16 protein-coding genes are annotated in these 19,065 nt (G+C 40.0%); 12 read left to right on the forward strand and 4 right to left on the reverse strand.

The window, feature by feature from the left end:
• Window positions 1-6 precede the first annotated feature (6 nt).
• The 4 genes from AC3XNE_RS05365 to AC3XNE_RS05380 all read left to right on the forward strand — a co-directional run bounded on the left by AC3XNE_RS05365 (window position 7) and on the right by AC3XNE_RS05380 (window position 2,797).
• Complete coding sequence (locus AC3XNE_RS05365; protein WP_489833373.1) at window positions 7-852, forward strand: aldo/keto reductase; 846 nt, start codon at window positions 7-9, stop codon at window positions 850-852.
• Between the two features lie 26 nt (window positions 853-878).
• Window positions 879-1,727, forward strand: coding sequence for an aldo/keto reductase (locus AC3XNE_RS05370; protein ID WP_489833374.1), 849 nt, complete (start codon window positions 879-881; stop codon window positions 1,725-1,727).
• Between the two features lie 163 nt (window positions 1,728-1,890).
• A complete protein-coding gene (locus tag AC3XNE_RS05375) occupies window positions 1,891-2,172 on the forward strand; it encodes an autorepressor SdpR family transcription factor (protein WP_489833281.1) in 282 nt (93 codons plus the stop codon).
• Window positions 2,159-2,797 (forward strand): SdpI family protein, encoded by a 639-nt coding sequence (locus AC3XNE_RS05380; RefSeq protein WP_489833282.1) that lies wholly within the window; start codon window positions 2,159-2,161, stop codon window positions 2,795-2,797. Before AC3XNE_RS05375 ends, AC3XNE_RS05380 begins: the two co-directional genes overlap by 14 nt.
• Before the next feature lie 71 nt (window positions 2,798-2,868).
• Here AC3XNE_RS05380 and AC3XNE_RS05385 read toward each other — a convergent pair whose 3' ends face one another.
• The gene (locus tag AC3XNE_RS05385) at window positions 2,869-3,723 is read right to left on the reverse strand and encodes a patatin-like phospholipase family protein (RefSeq protein ID WP_489833284.1); all 855 of its coding nucleotides are present in this window, start codon (window positions 3,721-3,723) and stop codon (window positions 2,869-2,871) included.
• Between the two features lie 214 nt (window positions 3,724-3,937).
• Between AC3XNE_RS05385 and AC3XNE_RS05390 the strand changes: the two genes are divergently transcribed.
• The 4 genes from AC3XNE_RS05390 (at window position 3,938) to AC3XNE_RS05405 (ending at window position 7,905) form a co-directional block, all read left to right on the forward strand.
• Complete coding sequence (locus AC3XNE_RS05390; protein WP_489833285.1) at window positions 3,938-4,246, forward strand: hypothetical protein; 309 nt, start codon at window positions 3,938-3,940, stop codon at window positions 4,244-4,246.
• Between the two features lie 563 nt (window positions 4,247-4,809).
• Complete coding sequence (apf, locus tag AC3XNE_RS05395; protein ID WP_489833286.1) at window positions 4,810-5,550, forward strand: aggregation-promoting factor; 741 nt, start codon at window positions 4,810-4,812, stop codon at window positions 5,548-5,550.
• Window positions 5,551-5,722: 172 nt separating this feature from the next.
• Complete coding sequence (locus AC3XNE_RS05400; protein WP_489833287.1) at window positions 5,723-7,069, forward strand: aspartate kinase; 1,347 nt, start codon at window positions 5,723-5,725, stop codon at window positions 7,067-7,069.
• A gap of 335 nt (window positions 7,070-7,404) precedes the next feature.
• Window positions 7,405-7,905 carry a phosphatidylglycerophosphatase A family protein gene (locus AC3XNE_RS05405; protein WP_489833288.1) on the forward strand — a complete coding sequence of 167 codons (501 nt, stop codon included), beginning with the start codon at window positions 7,405-7,407 and terminating at the stop codon, window positions 7,903-7,905.
• 558 nt (window positions 7,906-8,463) lie between these two features.
• Here AC3XNE_RS05405 and AC3XNE_RS05410 read toward each other — a convergent pair.
• The 3 genes from AC3XNE_RS05410 to AC3XNE_RS05420 all read right to left on the reverse strand — a co-directional run bounded on the left by AC3XNE_RS05410 (window position 8,464) and on the right by AC3XNE_RS05420 (window position 11,496).
• Window positions 8,464-9,372 (reverse strand): C40 family peptidase, encoded by a 909-nt coding sequence (locus tag AC3XNE_RS05410; protein WP_489833289.1) that lies wholly within the window; start codon window positions 9,370-9,372, stop codon window positions 8,464-8,466.
• Between the two features lie 49 nt (window positions 9,373-9,421).
• Window positions 9,422-10,360 carry an L-lactate dehydrogenase gene (locus tag AC3XNE_RS05415; RefSeq protein WP_489833290.1) on the reverse strand — a complete coding sequence of 313 codons (939 nt, stop codon included), beginning with the start codon at window positions 10,358-10,360 and terminating at the stop codon, window positions 9,422-9,424.
• Window positions 10,361-10,473: 113 nt separating this feature from the next.
• Window positions 10,474-11,496: a branched-chain amino acid aminotransferase gene (locus tag AC3XNE_RS05420; RefSeq protein ID WP_489833291.1), complete on the reverse strand. Its 1,023-nt coding sequence runs from the start codon at window positions 11,494-11,496 to the stop codon at window positions 10,474-10,476.
• 827 nt (window positions 11,497-12,323) lie between these two features.
• On the opposite strand from AC3XNE_RS05420, the gene AC3XNE_RS05425 reads away from it, so the two are divergent.
• From AC3XNE_RS05425 to AC3XNE_RS05440, 4 genes are all read left to right on the forward strand, one after another.
• Window positions 12,324-12,893 (forward strand): recombinase family protein, encoded by a 570-nt coding sequence (locus AC3XNE_RS05425; RefSeq protein ID WP_489833292.1) that lies wholly within the window; start codon window positions 12,324-12,326, stop codon window positions 12,891-12,893.
• A gap of 80 nt (window positions 12,894-12,973) precedes the next feature.
• Entirely contained in the window at window positions 12,974-15,073 is a 2,100-nt protein-coding gene (locus AC3XNE_RS05430) for a Na+/H+ antiporter (RefSeq protein WP_489833294.1), read from the forward strand.
• A gap of 256 nt (window positions 15,074-15,329) precedes the next feature.
• On the forward strand, window positions 15,330-16,997 hold the full coding sequence (locus AC3XNE_RS05435; RefSeq protein ID WP_489833295.1) for a glycoside hydrolase family 13 protein: 1,668 nt from the start codon (window positions 15,330-15,332) through the stop codon (window positions 16,995-16,997).
• 1,012 nt (window positions 16,998-18,009) lie between these two features.
• Window positions 18,010-19,059 carry a PTS sugar transporter subunit IIC gene (locus tag AC3XNE_RS05440; protein WP_489833296.1) on the forward strand — a complete coding sequence of 350 codons (1,050 nt, stop codon included), beginning with the start codon at window positions 18,010-18,012 and terminating at the stop codon, window positions 19,057-19,059.
• Window positions 19,060-19,065: the final 6 nt, after the last annotated feature.

Here is a 19,065-nt window from a genome sequence, read left to right on the forward strand (position 1 = left end):
ACTGAAATTCCTAAAATTAAACTGAACAACGGTGTGGAAATGCCACAAGAAGGTTTCGGTGTTTACCAAATTGATGACCTCGAGATATGTAAACAAGCGGTAAAAGATGCGCTTGACCTAGGATATCGGTTACTTGATACAGCGCAATCTTACTATAATGAAGAGGCTGTCGGTCAGGCGATCAAAGAAAGTGCGGTGCCTCGCGAAGAGATCTTTTTGACTACGAAGGTCTGGCTTACTAATTATGGTTATGACAAAACAAAACGGTCGGTCGAAGATTCACTGAAAAAACTGCAAACAGATTATTTAGACCTAGTGCTATTACACCAACCTTACAATGACTACTATGGCGCTTATCGTGCTTTAGAAGATTTGTATGCTGAAGGGAAGATCCGGGCAATTGGTGTTTCTAACTTTTATCCTGATCGCTATATTGATCTCGTTAAGTTTAACAAGGTCGTACCCGCAGTCAATCAATTAGAGACTCACGTCTTCCATCAACGGCAGGTCGATCAAAAGTATCTGCGTAAGTATGGAACACAGATAGAGTCTTGGGGACCATTTGCGGAAGGAAGAAATGACTTCTTTGCTGACCCAACTTTAAATAAAATTGGTGTTGCTCATGATAAGAGTGCAGCTCAGGTTGCTTTACGTTTCTTAGTACAACAAGGGGTAGTGATCATTCCTAAGTCGACACACAAGAAACGAATGCAAGAAAATTTGGATATTTGGGACTTTGAATTGTCTGCAACTGAAATGGATGAGATCAAGGCTTTAGATACTAAACAAAGCTATTTCTTTGATCACGAAGATCCTGAAACAGTTGAGATGATGACAGATGTTGATTTATAGAAAGGAAGCATAGATATATGACTAATGTGCCTATGATCAAATTGAATAACGGTGTTAAGATGCCGCAAGAAGGATTTGGTGTTTATTTGATCGATGATCTGGCTGAGTGTAAACAAGCCGTGAAAGATGCTTTAGATGTGGGGTACCGTTCAATTGATACTGCGCAGGGTTATTTTAACGAAGAGGCAGTCGGAGCTGCAATTGCTGAAAGTCCAGTCGATCGAGGAGATATTTTCCTGACTACTAAGGTTTGGATCACTAATTACGGGTATCAAAAGACAAAAGATTCTATTCGCGAATCTTTGAAAAAATTACAAACTGACTATCTTGATCTAGTGTTGATCCATCAGCCAGTCAGTGACTATTATGGAGCTTATCAGGCTTTAGAAGATCTATATGAAGAAGGAACGATCCGAGCAATTGGTGTCTCCAACTTTTTACCGGATCGGTTCGTAGATCTAGCAGAATTTACACGGGTCACACCAGCTGTTAACCAATTAGAAACTCATGTTTTCTTCCAACAACAAGAGGCACGCCCGTACTTGGAAAGGTATCAGACCCAAATAGAGTCTTGGGGTCCATTAGCTCAAGGTAAAGATGAACTTTTTGAAAACAAAGTGTTGACTAAGATCGGACAAAAATATGATAAAACACCAGCACAAGTTGCCCTTAGATATTTGGCCCAAATTGGGGTAGTGATCATTCCAAAATCAACACATAAGGAACGGATGCAAGAAAACCTTGCTATTTGGGATTTTGAACTCACCACAGACGAAATGGGAGAAATCAAACAACTAGATACGCATAAATCGTCCCATGCGATCGACTATCGTGATCCAGATACGATCGACTTCTTTGCACATTACGGTGAATAAGATTGAAAATTAAAGCATAGAATAAAAAGTTGCTCTAAGTTAGTTGAAAGTTACTACTAATTTAGAGCAATTTTTTTGTGGAATATGTTTGCTTTTACGAATCTATTTAGATACAATTCTAATTAGATAAGTATCTAAATACTATAAATAAAGGGGGCAAATTATGAGTTTTGAAAAAAGCTTTAAAGCACTCTCTGATCCAGTTAGACGTGAAATTTTGCAATTATTAAAGACGGGGCGAATGTCTGCTGGAAAAATTGGACAACATTTTGATATGACTGCGGCCACATTTTCCTACCATTTAAAAATATTAAAAAAGGCCGATCTGGTATGGGAGGAAAAGGAAAAGAATTTTGTTTATTATGATTTGAATACCTCGATACTTGAGGAAATAATGGTTTGGCTGGCTGATTTAAAAGGAGATAGGTCAAATGAAGAAAAATGAAGAAATAAAAACACTTGTTATGTCTTTCTTATTGATTTTGGCACCAATTTTAGTGGGAATCTTGTTGTGGGATAAGCTGCCTGCCCAGATAGCAACTCACTTCACGTTGCATGATAGCCGTCCGAATGGATGGAGCAGTAAGATAATGACGATATATGGAATTCCATTGATGATGACGGCTTTACAATTGTTTGTTGTAATTTTTGTTAAGTTAGATAAAAGCCGAAAAAACATTGACCCCAAAATTCTAAAAGTTGTCTATTGGTTGGTACCGTTGGTCGGATTCGTCGTTATGCTTTCGATTTATGGTTATTCGATGGGGTACCAGATGAACTCTAGTATTTCTGCTAGCATATTGTTGGGTGTAGTCTTTGTTGTGTTGGGAAATTATCTTCCAAAAGTTAAACAAAATAATGTGATGGGAATACGTGTTTCTTGGACCCTAAATAGCAGAGAAAATTGGCGGAAAACCAATCGCTTGGCAGGCTTTGTCTTTGTCATCTGCGGCATCATTTTCTTTGTTAATACCCTTTTACAACAGGAATGGTTATTGGTAGTTTGCTTGATCGTGGCAGTAGTGGTGCCGCTTGTCTATTCATATTCATTACACAGAAGGGGAATTTAAAATCTATATGAAAAACCGCTGATTTGTTTTATCAAATCAGCGGCCAAATTACATAGAAGTTAGTTTAATTATTACTTTGCCAAATATCGTTTTAAAGCATCTGCTTGTTCAACGATCGTTTCTGTTCCTTTGTTATAAAGATCGATCAATTTAGTATTGTCCCTTTCAAAGTGCGATACGGTAACAGGATCTTCTGGACGTAGTACAAATACCTTTCCTTGTCTTTCAAGTTTTTCAATTTCAGTTAAAGCTTGGTTGTAATGCTTGGGGCGATCTATAAATGATCGAACAAAATTAGGATATTGCTTGTATCTTCTTTTGACCATATTGTTCATTGCTGCGCCGTTTTCTGACTTACGATAGGTAAGGTCACGTGTTAAGACTACAACGATCTTGTCGTAACCGAGCTCTTGTGCACGCTTGAAGGGGATCGAGTCGGCGATCCCCCCGTCTAAATAAGGCTGATCATCGATGATCCGGATGTCTGATAATAATGGAATACTAGAAGAAGCTTTAATGGCCTCGACTTGATCATTTTCTGTTTGCTTACGAAAGACTTGAGCCTGGCCTGTTTTACAATTAGTGGCAGTGATCTCAAATGTTTGTTGGCTTTTGCGGTATGTAGTCCAGTCAAACGGGCTATAAGCAAAACAATCGGGAGAAAACAAGAAATCTAAGTTAAAAATGCCTCCATTATTCCACAAATTACTGACGCTGATATAGCGTTTATCATGCAGAAAATGTAGGTTTATATTAGATGAGCGGTTTCGTTGCTTAGAAATATAATTCATGGCGCAAAGAGTTCCTGCCGAAACACCATGTACATATTTGAATTCAATTTCATGTTCAAGAAAATAATCAAGGACAGCACTGGTAAAAAAAGAACGTAAGGCTCCACCTTCAAGGATCAAAGCAGCATTTTCCAAAATATATGCCTCCTACTCTAAGTTTGAATAGAGTGCAAAATACCAAAGTTTTTATGAAAAAAATTCTATCTGGCATGCACGGGATCAAATTTCGATATACAATATAATATAGTTATATAGTAACAAAATTTAATTCTAAAGTTTAGAATTTTAGTACTACAAAGCGCAACCGTTTTTCTTTTGTAAAGTACTACTAGCTTGAGGAGGTTCATTCATGTTTGAAAGAAACAGTTTGCGATTGAGGTTTAAAGGAAAGAAATTTTACTACCAAGCAGAAGAGTTGCAACCTTTAAAAAATGAGAAGGGCACTCGTTATGCGATCTTGTTTCCTGACTTGAAAAAAGCTAAAGAATTTGACAAGACTAGCCGTAATGCACGTATGACTGTCAAAAATTATTTTGGTTCATATCACCAGATCATACGGACTGGTTTTGACCTGCGGCAATCAAACTTAAAAGATCAAAACGACGAAGCATTGTATAGTGGTTTGCTAACAGTTCAAGAAGTAGGAAGAAAGGGCTAAGCAAGATGGATCCCTCAAAGAAAATTATCGTGTTTTTATTATTGTTGGTCGCTACATTTGTAGTATTGGGCTATGTCTTGTTTATGTGTACTTATTTTATATTGAATTTTAGTTGGCCATTATTGTTGCTTGCTATGTCGGTTTTTCCTTTTTTTCTCTTCTTTTTTAAATTTCTTTGGCACGATATATGAGTGCTTTGGTTTTGTACTTATTTTATAAGGTCAAGGCTTTTTTGCGTTATTCAAGTGCAAAAATTGCTTTTTTAAAAAAAGTCAAAGCAAATTTTGTAAAATTCAAGCGAGTAAATCTAAAATTTGTAATAAAGAATGGGGTCTCTGTACCCGACAATGACAGTTTTTGATTGCCTTCAATATAATGAAGCGTTCACACTGTTACAAAAAATTACAACTTTTTTCTGATTTTACAAAAGAAACTTTCTTTTTAAATCGAGTGTTATTTGCATGTAAACTCTTTTTCTTATACTAGGAATCGTTGAATTAAGGAGGCGACATAAATAAGTCGTCTTACTACTAGTCAGAAATTTATAGGAGTGTTAAAAAATAATGCAATTTAAGAAGACTTTATTAACAATTACAGCAGCAGCCGGTATGATGACAGCAGGTACACTTGCAGCAAATGCTGATACTGTAACAGTTAAATCAGGAGACACGATCTCATCTATCGCTAAAGAAAATAATGTTAGTGTTGCTTCAATTGAGGCTGCTAATGATATTTCTAACATTAATATGATTTATGCTGGTCAACAGATCGAAGTTGGCGAAAATGGTCAGGCTGCTCAATCACAACAACAGGCTCCAGTTGCACAGGCACCAGCACAACAGGCTCAGCCTCAAAAACAACAAAAGGCACAACCTGCACAGCCGCAACAGCCTAAGGCACAAGCACCTGTACAACAAGCACAACCTCAGAAGCAACAGAGTGCACAGCCTGCTCAATCACAACCTAAAGCACAAGCACCTGTACAACAGCAACAAGCACAGCCGCAACAGACAGCTCAAAAACAGCAGGCTCAAAAGCCAGCTCCTAAGCCGGCAGCAACTTCAAATAGTTCTTTGAGCTCATCAGAAGCGTCTGCTAAAAGCTCTATCGCTGCTCGTGAATCTGGTGGTTCATACTCAGCTACGAACGGGCAATATTATGGCAAGTATCAGTTAGACCGTTCTATGCTGAATGGAGATTATTCACAAGCTAACCAGGAAAAAGCTGCTGATAACTACGTTAGTGACAGGTATGGTTCATGGTCAAATGCTTTGGATCATTCAGATCAGTATGGCTGGTACTAAGATCAGTTGACTTAAATTAAAGTTAAATATTTTTCATACACTAAGCAAGAACGTTTTCGGGCGTTCTTGCTTTTTTATATGTTTAAGTGTAAATTTTTTTGAAAACTATACTGATTTTTGCTATTGTATTAGTTAAATTAAAATCAAATTAGGACTAGGTAGGTGTAAGCTCGTGAAGGTAGTAAAGTTTGGTGGTAGTTCTCTTGCAGATGGTGTTCAATTAGAGAAAGTCCTAAATATTGTTAGCTCTGATAAAGATAGGAAGGTCGTTGTTGTTTCCGCACCGGGTAAACGATTTGACAAAGACAAAAAAATTACGGATCTTTTGATCAAGCTGGCTGAAGAAGTGCACGAAGACAGCGACTATCGTCAGACTCTAAACGCTGTCAAAGAGCGCTATAATACGACCATTAAGCAACTTTCATTGGGAAGCGAAGCTACAGAGCTGATCGATAGGAATTTTTCTCAGCTATTGAGGGGTCAATATTCTTCTTTTGCAGAGCAGTTGGACGCCTTTAAAGCTAGTGGTGAAGATAATAATGCGCAATTGATCGCCTTGTTTTTTGTTAAAAGTGGATTGCCTGCTAGGTATGTGAGCCCTGAAGATGCCGGCTTATATGTTACCGACGAACCCGGACATGCACAAATATTACCGGAGTCGTACAATAATTTGGCGAATCTTAGAGATCCTTCTGAGTGTATTGTTTTCCCAGGATTTTTTGGAGTTTCAAAAAGTGGTAAAAAGGTAACGTTTGCCCGTGGAGGCTCAGATATTACTGGGGCTGTTTTGGCAAATGGTGTGCATGCAGACTTGTATGAAAATTTCACGGATGTGGATGCAATTTATGCAGCAGATCCGCATTATATTACGAGCCCGCAACAGGTCCGGCATTTGACCTATCGTGAAATGCGAGAACTTTCATATTCGGGGTTTTCAGTTTTTCACCATGAGGCGATCCGTCCCGCTATTATGGCTAACATTCCGATCGAAGTTAAAAACACAAACAATCCTTCGTCACCAGGAACCCTGATCACAAAAAAGCAGCCTGTTGGTGCTAATGATGTTACGGGAATAGCGGCTTCACATGGTTTTGAATCGATCTATATTGCAAAATATTTGATGAATGATGAAGTAGGTTTTGGTTCGGCAGCTCTAGAGGTGATGGCTCACCATGGGATCAGCGTGGAACATATGCCAACGGGTATCGATGAGATGTCACTGGTGGTCAAAGAAAAACAGATAAATAGTATACAGGAACGAGAATTGTTGGCCGAACTTAAGGACAAGTTGCAAGCAGATGATGTTCATCGACAGACAAATTTAACTTTGATAATGCTGGTTGGTGAAAAAATGGCCACGACTATCGGGACTGCTGCTAAAGCTATGACGGCTTTGGCTAGCGAAGGTATCGGTATTAGACTATTTAACCAAAGCTCTTCGGGGATCAGTATTATGTTTGCATTAGAGGAAAAGGACGAAAAAAAGGCGATCCAAGCTTTATATCGGACTTTTTTCTGAAATGGAAGCTTTTTGCTTAATATTGCAAAATAAAAAGTCGCCCGCATGGGGACGACTGACGTAGAGAAGTGCAAAGGTTTAACTACCTCTATGTACACGATAACATACCACCTAAAAATTGTTGATAAATAAGCTCACAAACGTAAAAGAAGCTTTAAATCAAGCTCCATTTTGATTTAGAGCCTTTTTCTTTGAATTTGTGAAAGGTATGCTGTAAAGTCAAAATATACAATGTAAACTTGGCCTCTTTAATGTAACTTTTTGAAGAAGCCTATTTTTGATTAAAATAGCTAAAATATAAAAATATTCGGACTAAATTTGAAGGGAGAATAAATTTGAGAACGAAAGATTTTAAATATCCAGATAAGGCAGCGTTTGATTTTGTAATAGAAGAATTAGGCAAACGAGACATCACCATGGCCACTATCGCAGATATCGCTTTTGACTTACAAAAGGATTTTTATCCCGGAGCAAAAAAAGAAGAGTTCCTCGATGCTGCGAATGAAGTTTTGCATAAGAGAGAAGTACTAAATAATGCTATGGTGGCTTTAGAGCTCGATCGTTTGGCAACTGAGAGGCAACTCAAACAACCATTACAAAATATTGTTGCTAATGATTCAGGAGTTTTTGGTGTCGATGAATCTCTTGCTGTTAGCATTGCTAATATTTATGGGACTATCGGAGTCACAAACTTTGGTTATCTCGATCGTGTTAAAAATGGTGTCATTAAGGAATTGGATACACAAAAGGACGGTCGGGTAAATACTTTTATCGACGATTTGGTTGGTGCCTTGGTAGCAGCAGTCGCCGCTAAAATGGCCCATCAATATGCCTGATCTTTAATAGTAAATTGCCGGTGCGGTTTGAAAATCGTATCGGTATTTTTGTGCTGTGGATCGGAGCGAAATCACTTTGTAAAATGTGTGAGTGAGCCGTAATTGGGGGTGATGAATGGCACAAAAGGGCGAAGAGGGTCGTTCATTTGGGCAATCAACGGCCGAAAACGTGTGAGTGAGCCGTAAGTTGATGAGAGTAATGGCTCAAAAAGTAAATTAGAGCCATAGATTAAGGTGATAAGTGGCTCAAAAGGTGAAAGTGAGCCGTAGATTAAGGCAAGTAATGGCTCAAAAAGGGGATTAGAGCCATAGATCGAGCCGATAAGTGGCTCAGAACAGCAAAGTGAACCATAGATCAAGGCGATAAGCGGCTCAAACATAAAAGAGAGTCATAACTCAGAGCGAGTGGTGGCCCAAAAAAGAGGTTAGGGTCGTTCATCAGAGTAATCAACGGCCTAAAATAGCAAAGAGAGCCATTGATCAGTGAAATCAATGCTCCAAATTAGCACACACCAAAAAACAGCTCAAAAACTGAACTGTTTTTACGTATTTAATAATTTATTTGTTTGTAGCTTGGTTCCAGTATCTGCGATAACCTGCGTATTCGGCGGCAAATTTTGGCTCTGTTAATTTGGCAATGTCGACTTTCTTGCCTGGCGTACGTGACTCCAGCATTTCACCGTTACCAATGTACATGCCAACATGATGAACAAATCCTGTTCCATGCTCATAGGCAAAGAAAATTAAATCGCCAGGTTGGACTGCATCAACTGCAACGGGTGAACCGCTTATTCGCTGGTCATCGGCATCACGAGGTATCGTTACGCCTATTACTCGATGCAAACCGTAAACTAAGCCTGAACAGTCATAACCATATGAACTGATACCGCCCCAAATATAGCGGAGCCCTAAAAACTGACGCCCAATATTGACCATCGTTTCACCGGGATTTTTTCCAATGAATTCTTCAGGGACACGAGTGGCCTTTTTATCTATGAAGCCGATCCCCAATGGGGTTGCAACTTTGACCTTGCAATTATCTTCAGTTAACTTTTCAAGCTTCGTTCCCAGAACTAATTCAACTATTGGATCGTGTTGTTCGTCATATAAAGGGGTTGTTTTCATGCAGACTGTAACAGTTGACAAATCAGCTTGTTCTGCAATTGCAGGTGCAAGTGATGCGCTTGGCACCCAACCAGGGTAGCCGGCTCTATTTTGGTGAGTCGGTTGGTCAACGGCAATGACTTTTGACCATTCGCCTTCAACTTTCTCTAGTAAAACTTCATCATTAAAGAGCAACTGACTGTCTGTCATACTGTCATCACATAATTGGATCGTTTCTTGATCTGACATTTCAGTGGACCAATCTTTAGCATTACCCTCCAATATTTTTTGATCGATCTGGCGTGGTTTGTCTTTTGAACGCCAAAGATTTGCTACGGGGACTTTAATTCTTAGTTTCTCCATTTTTACGGTCCTTTCAGATAACTGTTATGATAGCTTGCATACAAATTAGTTAGTTGACTTGCTTTGCCAATGTTTCTGTAAACTTCTGTTTAGTGTAGTCTGCCGACAGTTGTAATTTTTCTTTTTCTTCCTCGGTCAGGTCCAGCTGAATCTTTTCCTCTATACCGTTTTTACCAATAATTGCCGGATATGACAAGTAAGTTGCATATTCTTCCCGGTAATTGGACACAGGCAATTCACTATGTGCATCATTGATCACGTCTCTTGCCAAATGAACAGCTGCTGCGGATATCCCGTAGTTAGTGTACTTTTTGCCTCTAAGTACCGTGAAGCCACCATCTCGCGCAACCTGGTCGATCTGTTCCAAACTGATCCCTTTTTGTGCTGCGATCTCATCTATCGGATGACCTAAAGCACGAACGGTAGACCAGGCTGTAAATTGCGAATTTCCGTGTTCGCCTAAATTATAACCACCAACAGAACGTGGATCGATATTTAGCTTACTTGCTACTGCACGTTTCATTCGGGCGGAATCAAGTAACGTACCAGTCCCAATAACTTGGTTTTGCGGGAGGCCTGTGTATTTTTGATAAAGTGAAGTTATGACATCACACGGATTGGTGATTACGATCATTATTCCATGAAAACCTGAATCTTTGATCTGTGGCGCAACTTCGCTGGCTGCTTGACTTGAAAATGGCAGTTCAGCAAAGCGGTCGTTGGTTTTGCTTTCATTAGGCAGCCTGATATTCCCAACTGCAGAAATTACCACGTCTGCATCTGACAATTGAGAATAATCATTGATAGTGATCTCGGTATGATGATCAATATTTGCTAAAGCATCGGTGAAATCAACGGCGTCTGCAGTTACTTTTTCCTTGTTGATGTCTATTAGGACCAGTTGGTCAACTGATCCTTCAAGCACGATATGATGAGCGACTGCTGCACCGACATTTCCCATACCTATAATTCCGATCTTTCTTGTCATAACCTTACCTCCAATTATATTTGATATTAGGTTGCTTTTAAAATAACTTTGTAATACGAAAGAAACTAGTCCGCTACAAATATAGCGTCCTAGTCCGTAAGTAATTGTTGACTTTATTCGATGGTTTGGATCCAGCCTTCTGGACTTGGTCTGTCTCCATATTGGATATCGATCAGTTCGTTGTAAAGTTTAGTTGTCACAGGACCGGTTTTTTCTTCATCGTAGAAGACGTGTTTTTTATCGCCGTAAGTGATCGAACCTACTGGGGAGATCACTGCAGCAGTTCCCATCGCACCAGCTTCAACAAATTGATCGATGTCTGAAAACTTGATCTGGGTCTCGATCGGGTTCAGACCTTGGCGTTTTGCAACATCCAAAAGTGAACGCTTTGTGATCGAAGGCAAGATCGAATTTGATTTAGGAGTAACGAATTGACCTTCTTTGGTAATGCCAAAGAAATTAGCTCCGCCAAACTCATCGATATATTTGTGTTCTCGTGGATCTAGGAAAAGACAATCGGCAAACCCATCTTTGTGTGCCTTGATCGATGCGATCAAGCTGCTTGCATAGTTACCGGAGGTTTTAGCTTGGCCTGTACCAGCGTATGCAGCGCGGTCGTATTCACTGACGACATATGGTGCAGGGCTCAAACCATTGACGTAAGCGCCGACTGGAGTCACATAAACATGGTATGTAAACTCTGTTGCAGCTTGGACGCCAACAACCTTTGTAGTACCGATCATAAATGGACGGATATAAAGAGTACCGCCGCTTTCGTAAGGTGGGATGAAGTCTTCATTTGCTTTGACGATTTGCTTGATCGAATCGACGAAGGCATCGATCGGATAAGATTCCATACCCAAACGCTTAGCAGAATTTGCCATGCGTTCCGCATTTAATTCGGGGCGAAAAAGATTGACCTTCCCATCTTTTCGGCGGTAGGCTTTCAGTCCTTCAAAAACTTCTTGGCCGTAATGCAGTACTTCAGCTGCTTCCGAAAGTTCAATAGTTGATTTTTCAGTTAATTCTCCTTCTTGCCATTGTCCGTCTTTAAATTTAGCTTGAAAACTATAGGGAAGATCATGATATTCAAACCCCAAGTTGTTCCAGTCCAAGTTCTTTGCTTCTTCCTTCATAATGTATGTCCTCCCTTGATGTCTAATATGATATTGACCAACAACGACAAAAAACGCCCCACAAGACTGGTATGGTCTTATAGGGCGTCTCCACGGTACCACCTATTTTTCTCATCAAAACACGGTGAGCTTAGTAACAATTATGAGTTAATAATTGTAAGTCCCCTAATAATGGTGGGTAACCAGTAAAAATTACATTATCACTTTTACCGCGTCGGAGGGGAGAAATTATTGTCTAGTAATACTTCCTTGCAGCAACCGGAAGCTCTCTGGACTACTATAGCAATAATGATCCTCGTCAAAGCGTTTTTCATCGTTGTCTAATTAAGATTTAATTTAACGCAGCATAAGCTTCTTGTCAACTCTTTTTCCGAAAGTAATTTCGAAACAGAGAAAGAAGACATAGTATTTGCTAGTTCAGACGTATATTTTTGTAAAGAATTAGACACAAAAAATTTTAGAAAAGGTAGTCAAAATTTTTGAATCGTGATATACTGTTGTTGGTGATATTTTTCACATAAATTTCTCTCTCTTGCCTAACCGAGGTCACGGTTAGGCTATTTTTTATGCAATAAGCTTTTTTAGATCGTCAAGCTAAAGGTTTTCCTCCAGTGATAATTGTTAGCGTGCGAAATATGGTTTTATTTGCTAACTAATCACAAGCGAGCTGGTGAAATTGGATAATGCATAGATAACTTATAGGGTCATAAAGTACATATTTTTTGACCATGTGGACGGAAATTGCTATAATGTTATGGTCGGTTTAAGTTTTATTTTGCAGTGACTGATAGGTTTAGAAAGATTTTTTCACAAAAAGGAAAATGTTTATGAAATATGGTTACGTTCGTGTTTCGTTTTTTGGCCCAAGTAAGGCTGAACAGCTAAAGGAAATACTGGCGCAAGGTGTTTTAGAAAAAAATATTTTTTATGATGAGGTCGATGCACTTTCGACTCAAACTGTTGAGTTGCCTAAGCTTTTACAAAAGATGAATTCAAAGGATGTACTAGTCATTTCGACACTTGATCGAATCGCCGAATCTCCTAAACAATTGACTCAATTGTGTGAGTCTCTAGTTAAACGAAAAATCTTTATAGATGTTTTAGATCTGGGAACGATCGACGATTCGGCATCTGGTAAATTAATTTTGGAAACTTTGGAAAAAGCTGTTCTTTTAGAAAACATTGAGTATAAAGAACGTTCAATGGCCGGTAAGAAGCGCGCAAAAATGCGTAACGAAAACTACCGTGAGGGACGACCGCATGCATTGATCACTGAAGAAAAACGCCAAGCTTATATGTTACTAAAACAATACACTTACCAACAAGTTGCTGAAAAAACAGGCTTTTCAGTTTCAACGCTTAAACGGATCAAAAGTAAGATCGAAAAAAAAGATTGAGTGTTTGAAATTCTTGTCTCACACAACTCAGTTAGTATGGTTGTTAGTGAGAGTTAAATAATTGGAGTGTGATTTTATACGTGCATATTATAGAAATAATTATTGTTTTGGGGGCTTTGATCTTACTGTCAAATGTGATCAGTCACTACTTAACAGCAATACCACTAAGCCTGATCCAGATCGTTTTAGGGCTTCTGACTTCCTTGAGTGGTCAATTTCAAATCAATTTAAGCCAAGATTGGTTTTTACTAGTTTTTATCGCGCCGTTACTATATACTGATGGGCGGCGTTTCCCTAAAGAAGAGTTGTGGCGGATGCGGGGCCCGATCTTAGGTAATGCCATCTTACTGGTCTTTTTAACTACTATAGTAGGTGGTTATTTAATTTATCAGGTCGTGCCAAAGATCCCCTTGCCTGAGGCTTTTGCATTAGCAGCGATCTTATCACCGACTGATCCGATCGCTGTTCAATCGATCGCCAAGCGTGCCAAACTTCCTGACTCGGTTTTACACTTAGTCAGTGGGGAAAGCTTGATCAACGACGCATCTGGTCTGGTTGCTTTTAGATATGCTTTAGCCGCAGTATTGACGGGTAGTTTTTCTTTAGCATCAGCTTCCGGTAATTTCATTTATATCAGTATTATTGGCATCATTGCGGGTATTGTATTGTCGCTTTTGTTGGACTTGATCCAAGAACTATTGCTAAGAAATGGTGTGGATGATGTGGTTTTCCACACGGCGATCCAGTTAGTAAGTCCGTTTTTGATTTATCTTCTGATCGAAGAGGTCCTTCATGCTTCTGGTGTGATCGGAGTTGTTGCCGCGGGCGTTACCACACAGTTTGGTAGGACTCGTTCGGTTGAATATCGACCAGAGCTTCGAGTCGTTTCAAGTACGACTGGCGATGTTTTGAACTATTTGCTGAACGGTTTTGTGTTTATGTTGCTTGGTAATGCCTTGCCGACAGCGATGAGAAATGTAATTGAAGGAGATCAATTTGGTACTCTTCAAGCTGTTAGTTACGCTTTTCTAACTTGGATCATTATTTTGGTGATCAGGACTATTTGGTCGTACGTATACCAGATCTTTCCTAGCAAGAAGAATAAGGGGAAGAAAAAAGGCGCTTTCCGGTATGCTTTGTTGACCGGCTTGTCAGGTGTTAGAGGTGCCGTTACGATGGCTGGGATCTTATCGTTACCATTACAGACACCAAGCGGTGCAGCTTTTCCGGAAAGAGACTTAGTCTTGTTTATTGCTTCTGGAGTTGTGATCATTAGTTTGCTGGCGGCAGTTATCACTTTGCCTTTAGTTGCACCAGATACTGGTCCGATCGTAACTCGTGGTAGTTCGATCGATGAAGTTGAAGAAGATGAAGAGGAAGAAGAAGAATTACCGCAATATTTAACTGAAAATGAAGCTTATTTGTTCATCATCCAAACTGCAATTTCTAGTTTAAATGAGAAGAAAACCCAGAAGAACCAGCGAGCTGCTTATGAGTTGATGCTTGATTATCAAAATGCGGAACGACAGATATCAATGGAGATCAGAGATGATGATCAGGTAGAAAAAGCTTTGGAACAGGAAGGAAAATTACGACAGGTCGCGATCGCTGGTGAGCGTGAAGCCATTGAACGTTTATATAAAAACAAACAAATAGGTGCTACAACTTATTCAGATTCAATGTATCGGGTAGAACAAGAGGTCCGTAACACAAACCGGCTGACCGAACGGCCTAAACTAAGCATTATTTTAAATATCCGTAGGGTAAAACGGTTTGTTCATCACTTTTTCCATATTAAACGATCGAATAAAGAAGATTCTGTTTTAGTTAAAGAAACACGTTTGTCTGATACTGAGGCTGCAAAAGCAGCGATCAAAGCACTTTCGCGGTTTGTATCTAGTGATGAAGTGGATAGTAGTAAGATCAATCGTAATACGATCTACCACTTAGTGATCACGTATCGTAATCGGATCGAACGCCTTAAAGGGAAATCAAATTTTGAATTTGCTGAATACCAAAAACAACGTTCACGTTTACAAATAGTCGCTTTAGGTGCTCAACGTGCTTCGGTTCAGTCTATGCTTGAAACAGGGCGGATCACGCGAAGAAATGCCGCAAAATTGCGAACATATATTAATTATTCTGAAAATGCGTTGACCTTAAGCATTGAGGATGAGTAATAATTTAATATCAACGGCTGAAGTCGTCACTTATTGGGACGGCTTTTTTATATAGAGTCGTAACGAGGATCTTAAGAGAAGAGTATTATCTGAATTAGGCTATTAGTTGCCTAAAATGTGAAAATTCTATTAGAAAAAAAGCTGAAACAGTGGCGGTCCTAGTTACTATGATAAAGTAACTTTATGCAGCAATAAATATTTTACGTGTTAAGAATAGTGTAATAATTGACGTGTAAGGTACAAGGAGGTTTTCTTATTGAGTTCAGATTGGTTTAAAGATGCAGTGGTTTATCAAATTTATCCTCGAAGTTTCCAAGATAGCAATAATGATGGGATCGGAGACCTAAAGGGGACCCAAACTCGTTTGTCATATCTGAAAAAATTGGGTGTCGACGTTTTGTGGCTGAATCCGATCTACCGCTCACCGGATGTGGATAATGGCTATGATATTTCCGATTATGAGAGCATTCAACCTGATTTTGGCACTATGACAGATTTTGATCGGTTGTTGGCGCATGTCCATGAAAATGGGATGAAGTTGATCATGAATCTGGTTGTCAACCACACGTCTGACCAACATAAATGGTTCCAAGAAAGTAAAAAGTCGCCGGACGGACCATATGCCGATTATTATATTTGGCGAGATCCGGTAGATGGACATGAACCCAACAACTGGGGTGCGTCTTTTAATGGTTCGGCTTGGACATATGTGTCAGAACGTGGCCAGTATTACTTACACTTGTTTGCCCCGGAACAGCCTGACCTTAATTGGGAAAACGAAGAAGTCAGGCAACAGGTTTATTCATTGATGCGTTTTTGGCTTGATAAGGGGATCGATGGTTTCCGGATGGATGTTATTAACATGATCTCTAAAGTTCCTGGCTTACCTGATGGGCCGCGAAAAAATGGTGACGTTTACGGTGATAGCAGTAAATATACAACTAACGGGCCTAGGCTCAATGAGTTTTTGCAGGAAATGAACCGAGAAGTTTTATCTCATTATGATATCATGACTGTTGGAGAGATGCCGGGTGCTACTCCAAAGATGGCACAACGATATACTTCTCTTGCCGGCACCGAACTAAACATGATTTTTCAGTTTGAACATGTTAGTTTGGCTGGTAATCCAGACCCACGTTTGGGTAAATGGAACGCTCAACCTGTCAAATTAAGTGAATTAAAAGAGAGCCTTTCACGGTGGCAAGAAGGATTAGATGGTGAAGGCTGGAATAGTTTATATTGGAATAACCATGACCAACCGCGTGCTGTTTCTCGTTTTGCAACGGATGCTCCTAAATACCGGGTTAAAGCGGCCAAAATGTTGGGAACTACCTTGCACTTTTTGCAGGGGACTCCTTATATCTATGAAGGCGAAGAACTGGGAATGACCAACGTTCATTACACAAAACTGACACAATATGAAGATATTGAGTCTTTAAATGCTTTTCAAGAATATGTGGAAAAAGAAAAGATCGTTGAAAAGCCAACGATGTTGAAGTATTTGTCACACATGTCGCGAGATAATGCGCGCACACCAATGCAGTGGGATAATTCGAAAAACGCAGGTTTTTCAAATGTAAGCCCATGGTTTGCACTTGCTCCTAATTATCAGGTTATCAACGCTGAAAACGAGTTGGCTGACAAGGATTCGGTCTTTTACTATTATCAAAAACTGATCGAATTACGTCATCAAGAAGCTGTGATCAGATATGGTAGTTATCGTTTACTAGATCCTCAAGATGGGCAGGTTTTTGCATATTTGCGTGAATATCAGGGGACAACATTGCTTGTTATCAACAATTTCACGTCTGACTACGTAGAACGTGATTATAAACAAGCAAAGGGGAACTTGTTGCTAGCTAATTATCCAGAAGGTGAACCGACTAAATTACGCCCCTACGAAAGTCGCGCATACTTGCTGTAAGTTTGTTAACTATAAAAATATGAGGTGCTTGTTAGAAAGATATGGATGTGTGTTGACTTGTTTCTAATAAAATGTTAATATTTTTTCTAACTTATGAATCACTAATTTAAGTAGGACTTTGTCTGGGTGTCAGGAAGTCGATGGTAGCTGCGAATCGATCAGGGCATAGTTACGAAATACGGTGATCAGAGTTCGGCATCGAGAGCCGTTATCATCTTGTGAGAGTGAAGATATTGGAAATGTTTTCAAACTTGGGTGGTACCGCGATTATAATGAGTCGTCCCTGTTGCATATAGATGCAAGAGGGGCGGCTTTTTTGTATGAATGATACATATCTGGCGTTAATGTCAGTTTTGGTCGTGGCTATCTCACCTTAGGTCGCACAGTTCTCGAACCGCACTATAAGGTCTAAGCATTGTCTTGGGTGTCTCGTTACGCTCAGTGTAGTAGTCGAGCTATGTGAGACAAAAAACTCCGCTTATCGAGCTTTGCACCACATTGCCAAGAACACAATATGGAGTAAAGCTCGATAATGCTCATTTTCTCCCGTCTCACTCCGCTCTGTGTAGTATTCGAGCTGCTCAAGGCTTAATCGGTTTGTTACGCTCTGTGTTGAAGTTGAGCTGCGTGTGGCAGAAGGTTGCGCCTAGCTAATTCCCCCACCACATTGCCAAAAGAGCAATATGGCGGGAAAATCTGCTAGTGCTCACCTTCTAAGCGCCACACTCCGCTTTGTATTGAAGTCGAGCTGCGCAAGCCAAGCCTTTCCGCTTATCCCAGTCTGACCATACATCACTGAAAAACGCGCTATAGTGTCAGACTACGATAATGCTCAAGGCTTAACCGGCTTGTTACGCTCTGTGTTGAAGTTGAGCTACACAAGCCTGGACTTTCCGCCTAACTAGCCCTACTATCACGGTGTGAAAACCACACGCCATAATAGTAGGTCTTGTTAGTGCTCGAGTCCAGATCGGCTTGTTGCGCTTTGTGTTGTTGGAAAGGGGCAAATTATATGACTAGAAACATGGATCCAAAAACATTTGTAATGAATATTTTGAATGGTGTAGCGACTGGCGTCGTCGTTGTTTTGATCCCTGGGGCGCTTTTATCTGAACTGTTTAAAGCGCTGAGCGGGATCTTACCGCAATTGGCGATCGTGGCAAATGCTTTAAATATGTCCAATTCGTTGATGGGGGTCGTTTGTGGGATATCTATCGGCATGCGCTTTGGTTTTACTCCGATCGAAAGCTTTTCTTTAGGGCTTGCTACACATTTGGCTTCAGGCTCGGTGGTCTTTAAAAATGGCACGATGACCATGAACGGTACTGGTGATATTATAAATATGATGATCACAGCCGCCGTGGGAGCTTTTGTGATCTTACTGATCGGGAAAAAGCTGAAGTCATATAGTTTGTTAGTGATCCCGCCATTATTGCTCGCAGTTATTGGTGTCGGCGGTTTATTATTATACCCATATGTTTCCCAAATTACAGCGTCGATCGGCATCGGTGTTAAACAGTTGACGGTATTGCAGCCTGCTTTAATGTCCGTTTTGCTAGCCGAAGTTTTTGCATTGTTGATCCTGTCGCCGATCACGACAGTTGGTATTGCATTGGCAGTTTCCCTGTCTGGTTTAGGCTCAGGTGCAGCTAATTTGGGAATCTGTGCAGCAGGTTTCGGATACGCGGTCATGGGTTGGAAAGTTAATCCTCATGGAACAAGTTTGGCAATGTTCATAGGTTCTCCGAAAATGGCTCTGCCAGTAGTTATCCGGAATTTCAAAACTTTTGTCCCAGTTGCAGCAAATGCCGCGGTTTTGGGTTTGTTAGGATATCTCTTTAATATCAAAGGAACTCCTATGAGCGCAGGCTTTGGTATCAGTGGGCTAGTTGGGCCTTTGAATCATATTAATTTAGCAGCTGGAGGGTGGAATGTTACTAATGTTTTAGTCGCTTTGTTGGTCTTTATCGTTGCTCCGGTCCTGCTGGCTTTTGTATTTAAGTATGTATTTACCAGGGCTATACCATTGGTCAATGAAGATGACTACCAGTTAGATATGTAATTATAA

The organism is Ligilactobacillus sp. JN-6 (Y).1, from assembly GCF_058111525.1.